The sequence below is a fragment of the Sphingobacterium alkalisoli genome, from assembly GCF_005049105.1.
GTDB lineage: Bacteria > Bacteroidota > Bacteroidia > Sphingobacteriales > Sphingobacteriaceae > Sphingobacterium > Sphingobacterium alkalisoli.
Window position 1 is genome coordinate 12114 of sequence record NZ_SUKA01000007.1, and the last position, 11433, is coordinate 23546.

Consider the following 11433-nt stretch of genomic DNA (forward strand, 5'->3'; position numbering starts at 1 on the left):
ATATAACTGAATTTTAACAACTTAACAAGATATAATGCGTTAAAAAATCAGATATATTATTTTGAATCTCCGAATTGCTATTCGTCTAACACGTAAATGAAAAGACATTAACTAGATAAAACAATACGCAAGCATCAAAAACGAGCGTACCGTTCTATGCAGACGAACAGGAATATTAGTTATTTATTAAGATTCTTTACTAGTTCGTCAGCTTTGACCGCAAGTCCAATAACATGATGAACTAAGAAGGCCTCAATCAAAGAAAGTGCATAGTCCCTATCGATGGGCAACATATCTGGCCTTAATAATTCTTCATCGATATAACGTTCCGCATCCCACAACGAACGAGTTAGCTCAGGATTGTCTGGTTCGATTCTTTTCATGATGCGATCGAATGAGCGATTTGCTGCCTCGATAAATTCCTGACGATCTTCCTCAGTTAAAGGTAGTGAGGAAATTTTTGCAGTAGGAATGTTTGAAACAGAATCATATTGTTCCGATTTGATTTCTATTTCTTCATCATTTAACAGTCGATAACTTTCGTAATAAACGTCCTGCTCTCTTTCCAAGAAAAAATCTTTAAAGATTTGCAACTTGAATTCATCATCTAGCTTTACTTTATTTTCGGTTTCTATATGCGAGACATATTCATCCCAATCTCGCACTTCAACCCTATCCATGTTAGTATACAATAGAATTGATAACTCAATTTTGGCCGATGATGCTTTTGATAGGTCGCTCCATTTTTCCAGTCCGCATAACTTAGCAATTACATGCTGGGCATTTCCTAACTTGAAGTTTTCTTCGTTAATATTGAAGTCGTCTATAAGCAGGTCGATCTTGAAAAATTTTGGATCGTACTCGTAAACGTTACGCCGTAGTTTGGGATCGAACGAAGAGAATTGGGTTTTGAAATCTTTGTGAAGATTTTTTGCTTGAAGTTTTAGATACTCAATAGATGTCATAATACATGCCTGTTTAGACCTACTTCATTATCCTGGGTATTTGCGTTCGTAATCTTGTTTGGATAATAAGCAGGCAGGTTTGCATTATTAAACAATTAATTGGCTGAATAGATCTTTGCACGAACGAGCCAGCTCACCAACAAGCATAGACAATTATAGGAATTACTTTCATTACAACAAAATATATTATAATAAATATTCTGACGGCATTGTCCACTATGCGTAGCGAATGTTCGACTTGGATATGCAGAAGCCGCATCGTTTTATTACATTTACTGGTACTTTTTACGCAATGCCGATATAGAGAGTATTTGGCGAACCGAAGTCTGAAAGCTGAGATCTACGAGTTAAAATGAGTAGCGTTAGAAAAGTAGTTGATCAGCAATCCGCTTCGTTACGAGCTGCGCTACTTCGCAAAGCCGCCGGGACTTTATATGCAACCTTAGAGAGGGACAATGAACTTAAAAACAATTATTTTAGACTGTAATCTATATGAAGACTCTGATGAGTTTATGCATATGGTTTTTGCGAAAAAACAAAACGATAAATTTGAATTATATTCGGAAGCAACGGTTCTACGATTGACATTAGACGAAATGGAAATGAACCTGATAGACATTCGGAATTCCAAATGCCTTGGATTTGATTATTTTTTAGAAATGAATATTATTCAGGATTTTTATGCGGACATACGAAACTCGGAAGAATATAAAACGGACGACGAGAAAGTGACAAGAATAATTTACTATGCTGAATTTGACGCATAATTTGACGAAGCAGGAAGCACATAGCATCAGATCTGCAATTGACTTGTTTTGTGCTCCGCAAACAACTTAGTGGTGAAAATCTCACACCGTGTTGGTGCCGAAATGTTTCCGGTATCCCCTGCTCGAGCCGGTATATGCAAATCCCACGCTGGTGACGGAATGTTTCCGGTACCTCCGCTAGCACCGATAGGTGCAAATCACTGGCGCGTGGACTTTGTCCCGTGCCTATTTAATATAGAATGTGTTGCGATTGAGCAATGGGATTAAACGAAAAAAGTTTCCCATAAAATACTGCTTAATTAATCGCTAGATTTGAATATGATTGTTGATATTCGGATCCAGCCGTCGACTTACTAAAACTTGACGATATGAAATATACTGCCAGACTAATCTACATGCTTATAGTAACTATAATTGCCACGTACATCCTACATGCATGTTCTCCGAAAAAAGATTATTTACATTATGAGATCAAACAGGAAAACACTACACAATCTGGTTCAAAGACTTTCTATGATGCAAAAATCGTATTGGCATCAAACCTAAATCCGGGCAAATTAGAAATAGAGGGACTTTTGAAGCATATTTACGATTCAATAGCTAACAGATCCGTATATAGGCCAAACGCAGTAAACATCCTCTTATTCACTACAACCGAGCACATGGAAAGTGGCATGGGGCAATGGATTGGACAGATCAGCAAAGCACGAAATGAAGACAACCCTACGTTTAAAACTCAATATTTCAATAGCGATATAGAGCAACAATCGAATATACCAATACAAGATAGCATACCAACCGAGGAGAGACAAAATATATGGAAAGCACTTATTCTTGCACAGGATAAGGCTCTTGATTTGGCTGAAAAAAAATATCCGATAACGCTCAAAAACACCGAAAGCAAGACTCCTAGCGAAATTGATTTACTTAGAGAAAGGGCTAGAAATAATATGGATTTAAATTACGAATACGAGCAGAAACTGAATGATAAGTACAAGCTAGAGATCCTACAAAAATTCCAGATAGATGAAAACACGTTAAAAGCGATCAGTAGCGAAGGCTCAGATAAGAATTGGCCATTTCCGAAGAAGGCTTAGCAGATCAAAAACAAATTGTATGAAAACATTTCAATTTTTTATCATCCTCTGCGGACTTAGTATGTGTGCTATGCAGAGTAATAACGACGGATTGCTATTGCAACGCCCCTATTCGTTCATTATCCTCGATGGCGAGATCAGCCGTTTGGAACTGCGGGGCGACACCCTATTGTACTTGCACGGACGCATTCATGATCAGCGTCAGGTGGGCCATCTGTCACAATTAACACGGGATTCTTCTAAAAGATCCCGAATACACACCATACGTCGTGATAATGACGTCATCTATTTAGCGTTAGAACGTTTGGACAATATTCCTTTGTCCAACAGCCCTGTCCGGGAAAACCGCTACCATGTGCTGGCAATTAGGCAACCTACAGATCACACCATAGAGATGGTAGATTTGACGATGGGAATGACTAAAATTGAGCTGGACAGTCTTTGGGCTTTGGATCTCAGAGCAAAGGATCTGTTCTTCATCACGTACTTTAGCGATGATCATTGGAAGAATCTGTCCCTGCTAAAACCCATAGATACGGAAGAGGATGCACGTGAGATCGTTGCCGAATTAAAAAGCGAAAAGGTAAAGGAGTGGGCTGATGCATATATGAGCAATCCTGTCAAGGACATGTATGGGACAGTATTTACTGCCGAAATTATGAATAGGGTGTGCATATCCCTGGGGTATAATCCGATTGGTGCTTCGCGAGCGGTTCAGGAATTGACATCGCGATGAACTGTGTTTAAATCCAAATAAAACTTAAAATTTGACCAAATAATATCTTTTTATTGCCCATCTCCATGTGGGCTACTTCTTCCTTCATGATCTCCGTTCCTGGTATGGTTCCCCTGATTTTGTAATGGCAAAGGACTGCTTGATAAGCTTTTAAGCAAAGCTGCTCAAAGTTTGTCTTTGACCTTACAAAGAGAGATGGTTTTATTGCAGGTATAAAAGCGTTGATGTTCCGTCTAAAAAGTTGTAACAATAAATTTGATATAATAACAGATTATAAAATTGGTAAAAAAAATTATACTTAAAAAATGGAGCAGTTTTGAATGAATTAGAAATTGCTGATAGATTATTGTAAAATTTCGCATAATGTCGCGGATACATTCGAATTGAAAGGTTGGCGCGCGGGGCTTTGTCCCGTGCACATTCTTTAGCACTGAAAGCAGTTCCTATGAATACCAGATGATGGCCCAGCAGGTCAATACACAATCATATTCGTAAAATGAAACTAATTACCTGAGATGGATTACTGGAATCAAGAATTGCTATGGAATCATCCATTTATAATCAACGCTGGTAGTTAGTTTTACCGGATGCAAATCTCCGGCTGTAAGGTTGCAATAAGATTTGTTGAAATGTTTGTTAATATTTATAAAATGTTTATTTTTAACGAAATACTTTCATTTATTACCCTACTATGGTTCCAACTACATTTATAAATAACACTGACGACTTACTTGAAGCAACTTAACAAGGGGTTGAGAGTTGAGCTCATGAAATTTACCGCACAATCAAAGAGTACAATACGATCATGTTCCCATTATTAAGTTAATTATGCAACAAGAAATACTTTCCAAACTCGAAGCTTCTAGAAAAGAATTACTGGATCTCGGAATGCGCAATACTTTATTAAACTATAAAATACCACTTGCGAGAGGTTTACATATAGTTCAAGAGAAATCAGTAAGTATTTATGATATTCTGGTACGTAAAAATAAAGCCATGACTTTTATTGGCCGTCCAGGAAAAGAAGATGAGGATACTTTGGTTGACTTGCCAGCTCTGAGTGAGCCGGAATTGCAAGATGCTTATAATGACACCAGACTTCAAACAAATGAAACCGAGGAAAAACTTCAGACAAAAATCTTAAATACATATTATTTCGCGAAAACCAGTATTGAGGAGCAAGGTGTCAATATACTATATCTGGCCCTCGGTATGCTTGAATGGTACGAAAAAGGAAACACTGCAAACCCGAGATATGCACCATTACTTCTAGTACCGGTTTACTTAGAACGTTCTAGTGCTAGTGAAAGGTTTAGATTGCGGTACTCGGGTGCTGACATTGGCTCAAACCTCTCTCTCCAAGCTAAAATGTTGAGCGAGTTTAATATCAGTATTCCTGACTTAGAAGATCAAGAAGAAATTGATGTTGAGTCATACTTCAACGATATAAAACAACGGATAACAAATCAACAGCTATGGAATGTTCAGGAAAACACGGCTGAACTCGGTTTTTTCTCATTTGGTAAATTCATGATTTATCATGATTTAAATAGTGAAGTGTGGCCTGACGACCGTAAGCCGTATGATCATGAAGTTATTAAGGCGTTGTTTACAACTGGTTTTAGTCAGTCACAGCCGCGTATTAGTGAAGATGCGCAATTAGATAACGAACCGAAAGCTGTAGAACTTCAGACCGTAGTTGATGCAGACAGCTCCCAGATGATAGCTATGCTAGGGGTTAAGGAAGGCCGCCATATGGTGGTACAAGGTCCTCCGGGAACTGGAAAGTCGCAAACAATTGCAAATTTAATCGCAGATGCTTTAGGAGCGGGGAAAAAGATTCTTTTTGTTGCAGAAAAGATGGCTGCTCTAGAAGTGGTGAAACGCAGGCTCGATAATATTCATTTAGGAATGGCATGCCTTGAACTTCATAGCCATAAAGCTAATAAAAGAACGCTGCATGAGGAATTAAAGGGGGTGCTAGAATTGGGTAAACCGACTCTTCAGCACCTTGAAAATGAAATACAGATGCTGGAGCCGCTAATAACTGAACTAAATGATTATTGTACGGCAATAAACATGGAAATTCAAAATAGTAGTTGCAGTGCGCATAACGTGATAGGAAATTTACTCCGCATTCAAAAAGAGTATGGAGATTATAAATTTCCAAAAATTTCTACTATCGATTTTTTATCATGGACTCCTGCAAAAATGAAGGAAGCTGAAACCTTTGCCGAGCAAATCCAGGCCCGTCTGAAAGCGATTGGCGAACCAGAAAAATTACTATTTTATGGAACAGCTTTAACCTTACTACTTCCTGCCGCAGAGCAGGAATTGAAGGCAATGCTTGTAAAATTAATTGAGGCAGATGAAACCTTTCAATTAATCGTAGGTAAAGCTAGCCATCTCCTATCTGTTAAAAATCCTGCAAATAATTCAGAACTACAGGTAATTCAGCAGCAGCTTCAACTGGCTGAAAAATGTCCAGATTTAACAGGGTATAATATTGATGATGACGGGTGGCTAAATAATAAGGCTGATATTGTCGAAGCTATTGAGGCCGGGATAAAGCTTAACGATATCTACAATACCTACAATGACATATTGATTCCAGAAGCATGGGATCAAAATGTGCTGTCCATAAGGCAAAATTTAATTGCACATGGATCCAAGTGGTATAAATTCATAATAGGTGACTACAAAAAAAGTATTAGCCTCTTAGCTGGCTTATTGACTAGTCCAATGCCTAAGGAATTAGAAAAAAAATTGCAGTATGTCAACGCAATTATGGAGGCTAAAAGGCTTTCACAAAGCTTAGAAAATTATACTCCATTGCTGACGAGAATATTTGGATCTACTTGGCAGGGAAAAAATAGCAATATGCATCATCATCGCCAAGCTATAGACTATTTAAATACTGTTTACCAGAAGATCAATGAAAACGCAATCCCCAGAAGCTTTATAAATACGCTTAAAAGATTCAACCTGTCACAGGAGTCTGCGGAATTGCTTGTAAACTTACGCGAAGCAGATGCAGTGAGAAACGGAGAGCTTCAAAAATTATTTGATAAGCTAAAATATAATGGACAACTAGCAAACTTAAACTATGATATCCAGTCGGCCACCATTCATACGTGGAAAGAGCGCCTTTCAGAACTGCATAAGGCTGTTCAATGGAATGTTTTAAAAGAAACGATGGAATCACAGAATGCAAATTATCTGATAGACATTGCTGTGAATTGGGAGGACGCTCACCGTTTTCTCAAAACAGCTCTTCAAAAGTCCTGGTATGATACGCTACTGGAGAATGTTTTAATGAATAGTCCTGAATTAAGGCGGTTTGAACGTTCGAGTCACGAAGAGATTATTTCAAAATTCAGGAAATTAGATCTTCTTAAGCAGCATTACAATCGTGCGAATATCGCCTTAAAACATTATCAAAATCTACCAAAAATTGATGGTGGAGGACAAATTAACGTACTTCGAGGAGAGTTCAATAGGAAAGCAAGGCATATGCCGATACGGAAGCTAATGAAAGAAGCTGGCTTAGCAATACAAGCAATTAAACCGGTTATAATGATGAGCCCTATGTCAATTGCAAACTTCTTACCTCCTGACAGCATAGATTTTGACTTAGTTATTTTTGACGAGGCGAGTCAGGTTAGACCGGTGGATGCTTTAGGCGCAATATTAAGAGGAAAACAAATTGTTGTGGTCGGCGATACGAAGCAGATGCCACCTACCAGTTTTTTTGATAAATTAAATATAGATATAGAAGAAGAGGATAATGTTACTGCTGATATGCAGAGTATACTAGGCATGTGCGATGCACAAGGTGCCCCGCAAACCATGCTCCGTTGGCATTATAGAAGTCGTCATGAATCTCTTATCAGTCTTTCTAACCAGGAGTTTTATGAAAACAAACTTGTTGTTTTTCCTAGTCCCGGTTCAAAATATAGGATGGGGCTAAGTTTCCACCATTTGCCAGATACTTATTATGACAAAGGTAAAACAAGGGCAAATATAAAGGAAGCTGAATGTGTTGCTGATGCTGTAGTTGAGCATGCACGAAAGTCTCCAAAACAGACACTTGGCGTGGTCGCATTTAGCACATCACAAATGCAGGCAATAAATGCGGCTATAGAAATAAGAAGACGTACCAATCCGGATATTGAAGATTTCTTCCGCAGACATAGTCACGAACCATTTTTTGTAAAAAATCTTGAAAATGTACAAGGTGATGAACGCGACGTCATCTTCATTAGTATAGGTTATGGCCGTACTGCTGAAGGTACATTAAGTATGAATTTCGGGCCTCTCAATAATGAAGGCGGTGAAAGAAGGCTTAATGTACTTATTACTAGAGCAAAGAGTCGTTGTGATGTTTTTGCCAATATCACTGCGGATGATATTAATCCGGGACCTAATGCCAAGTTTGGTATCAGAGCTCTTAAGAGTTTTCTCTATTTTGCCCAACACGGAAAATTTGAACGTGAACAACAAATAATAGAGGTGGCAAACAGACCTTTTGAGGAATTGGTGGCTCAAAGCCTTGAAAACGTCGGTTATACGGTAAGGCAAAACGTTGGCACTGCCGGCTACTACATTGATCTGGCCGTAGTTGATACGGATCATCCCGGCAGGTATCTTTTAGGTGTTAATTGCGATGGCAAGTCATACGCATCCGCTAAATCAGCAAGGGATCGTGATAGACTAAGAAAGGAAGTGCTAGAAGCAATGGGTTGGAAATTACATAATGTATGGAGTATAGATTGGTTTCGAAATCCAGCGAACGAGCAGCAGCTTCTTATAGATGCTATTGAACAGGCTAAGATACAGGTGGAACATGATGATATAGTTGAGCAAGAAATTGAAGAAGAACTGAAAGGTTTAATTCGTGAAACAAGAATTGAAGAAGAACCTTCAAAGGCTCCGCTTTATCAAATGGCTATCCTTTCTGATGATATTGCAAAGCTGGAAATGCATTTACATTCGCAAGGTAATTTAGGTAAATGGATCGCAGATATAGTGTCTGTTGAAAGTCCGGTGCACTTTGACGAAATGGCCAGACGGATGGCAGGTGCAAATGGAATTTCAAAAATTGGTAGTAGGGTACGTACCAGTCTAAGTCTCGCAACGCGATATGCCGTACAAGCGGGACTAATTGAACAAAAAGGAGAATTTTTATACCACCCTGAAAGGAAGAATGTTATCGTTAGGGATAGAAGCAATTTACCAAGCAGTTCTAAAAAATTTGTGTACATCGCTCCAGAGGAGCTACATCAGGCACTAGAACAAATAGTTAAAGATGCGATTGCAATTCAGCCGGATAATGCAACTGTAATGCTAGCTAAATTTTTTGGCTTTTCTCGGGTTACTGAGGAAATGCGAACTCATTTGCTTTCAAGCATACAAGATGCTGTTAAAAAAGAAATTTTAGTACAGGATGGTGATTTTTTAAAACAAAAATAATGTGATGTTGGTATGTCGAACTAGGTGCTTTGAATTCTATCACGATTTTAACTACTTATCGGTTTGTACTAACAAGAAATGTTAATCAATATTTGGGGCGTAATCAATGATTAGTAGCTAATACCTAATTACAGGTGTAATGACGCAGGCATGTAATATTATTTTAATTAGCTGTATTTAGAACTAAATAACTTCGGAATGAATGACAAAAGGAGTACGCATAAAATCACTTGAAAATACAATAAATGAGAGATGAATTACAACAAGCAGTAGAAAATGAAAGTGAACAAGACTTAATAAAATGTCTTGATTATAGACGATCAAATGAGATTGATTCCAATTTATACTATTTGATTGAAAAAGCTCTCATAGGTATGTGGCATAGTCAACACGAAGATTTAGTAAATATCATCTATTTAGCAAATTTAAAAGATGACCGATTTGTTGAACCAATATTCAATATTGCTATGAATAAAGAAATTTTCAGATGGTATGATGACGAGTTGGAATCTACTTTGAGAAAATGTATACACGCATTGAAAACAATTGATTCAAAGAAATCGAATGAAGCATTGGAAAAATTAAAAAAAACGAATAACGACAATGTTAAGTACGCATTGGAAATGTATAAATAAAACGGCAAACAATCGGAGCTTGGCATTAAGCGGAATTACGTTAAATTTGAAGCTTCGTGTTTTTATTCAACTTCGGTACTGATATGCGATTGAGCAATGGGAATTGAACAAAAACAGCCAGCTGAAAAAAATCCAGATGGCGGTGTTAAGCTATAAAGACGAGGTGTCAAATAATGTGTATAAAGTTGAACTTACCATAAAACATTCAATTCCCCCTAGTACCGATTGATTTCAAAGTTTCAAATATCTTTTCCCGCTGTAGAAGCCACATCCCTAACTTCTCTTCGGCTACGCCTGAAACTAATTGATAAGTAAACTTGATATTACTTTCATCATTCGTTTCGGTCTTCAAATAGCTTAATTCGACGCGATCTTTATCTATGGCTGAACTCAGCTCTGTAATATGAGATGATATAAAAAAAATGGAACTCTTCATGTTTTCGAAATGTTCGATAAGTGTAAGTGTTGCCTGATACGCATCGTTATAGTTAGTTCCCTTAAACGCTTCGTCTAAAATAATGACCATCCGCTGCTTTTCTGACAAGGTATTCGCTATTTTTTTAATACGCAGTACTTCACTAAAAAAATGACTGTGGCCGGCGATTATATCATCCGCAAGGTTAATAGTTGTCAGCAAACCATCAAAAAATTGTGTATTCATTCTCGACGCGGGCACGGGGAAGCCAAGGTGGGCCAGATACACGCAGGTGCCTACTGTTTTTAAAAGGGTAGATTTTCCGGTCATATTTGCTCCTGTCAAGAACCAGATATTTTTTTCCCGCCGTATGGCTATATCATTTTTTATTGGGTTATCGATAAAGAGATTATAGAGCCCTTCTATTTGCAACATCATATCCGGTTCATTCTCATGGTGGAAGGTCGGAAAAATCATTTGCCGTTGTATAAAAGATATCGAAATCCCTCTCAGTGCATCCAATTCGTAAAGAATGGCAAAAATTGATTTTACTTGGTTCTTTTTTAAATTCCTAAATTTATAATCATATTTTATGAGCAAAGTAAGCGGAATGTCTTCGATGGATATTTTTTTTAACTCGTCAACATCGAGGCCTTCCGTTAACCTGAGAACATCTTCTCTGAACTGGTTGAGCACACCAACGGGCCTCCCCTGTCTGACCGCAGATTCAAGAAGTTCTGATAGATACCTGATCAACATGGCGATCTCGCACACAGAGCGTCTAATTGTCTGACGTATTCTTTTATTACTGAGCGAAAACATATTTGCAGACAATTTTTCTAAATAATATGAGAAATAGTTTTCTGAATACGGTTCATTAGGTAGACTTAGGTATCGTTCAAGGTCATCCATCATAAATTTATCAAAAGGAAAGTCTACATCTGCTTCGGCCAGATATATTATGGCTTCCTGACGATTCCGGATTTCTTCAATGCTCTTTAACGGGTTGAGAAAATATCTATACACGGTATACCGTCCTTCCACTGTTACCGTATGGTCAAAAAAATTCCACAGTCCATTATCGCTGCGCTCAATAGCATTTAAATCGGAGAGTGTTTGTTGATCAATTAGAAACATATTCCAACGGAAGTATCGGGTTATAAAACAGTTCTTTTTAATTTTCGATCTAATTTAGGTATTATTTCTTAACCTACAAATGCACTCTTCTTTACCTAATGACCCAGCGTTTCTATTGTATCTCGGTCGACAGTTGCTCGTCGTTTACCGCTAATTTATGCCGCAACTTGTCTAACAGAAGTCCGCATCCAATCAATTTAAATACGTAT

8 protein-coding genes are annotated in these 11433 nt (G+C 37.9%); 6 read left to right on the forward strand and 2 right to left on the reverse strand.

All coding sequences use genetic code 11. From position 1 onward, the window contains the following. Positions 1-179 precede the first annotated feature (179 nt). Positions 180-965, reverse strand: a complete 786-nt coding sequence (locus FAZ19_RS18955) for a hypothetical protein (protein WP_136822339.1) — start codon at positions 963-965, stop codon at positions 180-182. A 455-nt stretch (positions 966-1420) separates the two neighbouring features. Here FAZ19_RS18955 and FAZ19_RS18960 point away from each other — a divergent pair, with 455 nt between their 5' ends. The 6 genes from FAZ19_RS18960 (at position 1421) to FAZ19_RS18990 (ending at position 9672) form a co-directional block, all read left to right on the forward strand. After that, positions 1421-1732, forward strand: a complete 312-nt coding sequence (locus FAZ19_RS18960) for a hypothetical protein (RefSeq protein ID WP_136822340.1) — start codon at positions 1421-1423, stop codon at positions 1730-1732. A 72-nt stretch (positions 1733-1804) separates the two neighbouring features. Next, on the forward strand, positions 1805-1999 hold the full coding sequence (locus FAZ19_RS18965) for a hypothetical protein (protein WP_136822341.1): 195 nt from the start codon (positions 1805-1807) through the stop codon (positions 1997-1999). A gap of 101 nt (positions 2000-2100) precedes the next feature. Further along, a complete protein-coding gene (locus FAZ19_RS18970; RefSeq protein WP_136822342.1) occupies positions 2101-2829 on the forward strand; it encodes a hypothetical protein in 729 nt (242 codons plus the stop codon). 19 nt (positions 2830-2848) lie between these two features. Beyond that, entirely contained in the window at positions 2849-3565 is a 717-nt protein-coding gene (locus FAZ19_RS18975; RefSeq protein ID WP_136822343.1) for a hypothetical protein, read from the forward strand. Between the two features lie 828 nt (positions 3566-4393). Further along, on the forward strand, positions 4394-9037 hold the full coding sequence (locus tag FAZ19_RS18985; RefSeq protein ID WP_136822344.1) for a DUF3320 domain-containing protein: 4644 nt from the start codon (positions 4394-4396) through the stop codon (positions 9035-9037). A gap of 245 nt (positions 9038-9282) precedes the next feature. Beyond that, complete coding sequence (locus FAZ19_RS18990; protein ID WP_136822345.1) at positions 9283-9672, forward strand: hypothetical protein; 390 nt, start codon at positions 9283-9285, stop codon at positions 9670-9672. A 205-nt stretch (positions 9673-9877) separates the two neighbouring features. On the opposite strand, the gene FAZ19_RS18995 is transcribed toward FAZ19_RS18990, so the two are convergent. Beyond that, complete coding sequence (locus FAZ19_RS18995) at positions 9878-11224, reverse strand: MutS-related protein (protein ID WP_136822346.1); 1347 nt, start codon at positions 11222-11224, stop codon at positions 9878-9880. Between the last annotated feature and the right edge of the window lie 209 nt (positions 11225-11433).

What these genes read in the sequence shown, in the direction of transcription:
- FAZ19_RS18955 (WP_136822339.1), bottom strand. Translation starts at nt 965, where the DNA reads ATGACATCTATTGAGTATCTAAAACTTCAAGCAAAAAATCTTCACAAA.
- FAZ19_RS18960 (WP_136822340.1), top strand. Translation starts at nt 1,421, where the DNA reads ATGAACTTAAAAACAATTATTTTAGACTGTAATCTATATGAAGACTCT.
- FAZ19_RS18970 (WP_136822342.1), top strand. Translation starts at nt 2,101, where the DNA reads ATGAAATATACTGCCAGACTAATCTACATGCTTATAGTAACTATAATT.
- FAZ19_RS18975 (WP_136822343.1), top strand. Translation starts at nt 2,849, where the DNA reads ATGAAAACATTTCAATTTTTTATCATCCTCTGCGGACTTAGTATGTGT.
- FAZ19_RS18985 (WP_136822344.1), top strand. Translation starts at nt 4,394, where the DNA reads ATGCAACAAGAAATACTTTCCAAACTCGAAGCTTCTAGAAAAGAATTA.
- FAZ19_RS18990 (WP_136822345.1), top strand. Translation starts at nt 9,283, where the DNA reads ATGAGAGATGAATTACAACAAGCAGTAGAAAATGAAAGTGAACAAGAC.
- FAZ19_RS18995 (WP_136822346.1), bottom strand. Translation starts at nt 11,224, where the DNA reads ATGTTTCTAATTGATCAACAAACACTCTCCGATTTAAATGCTATTGAG.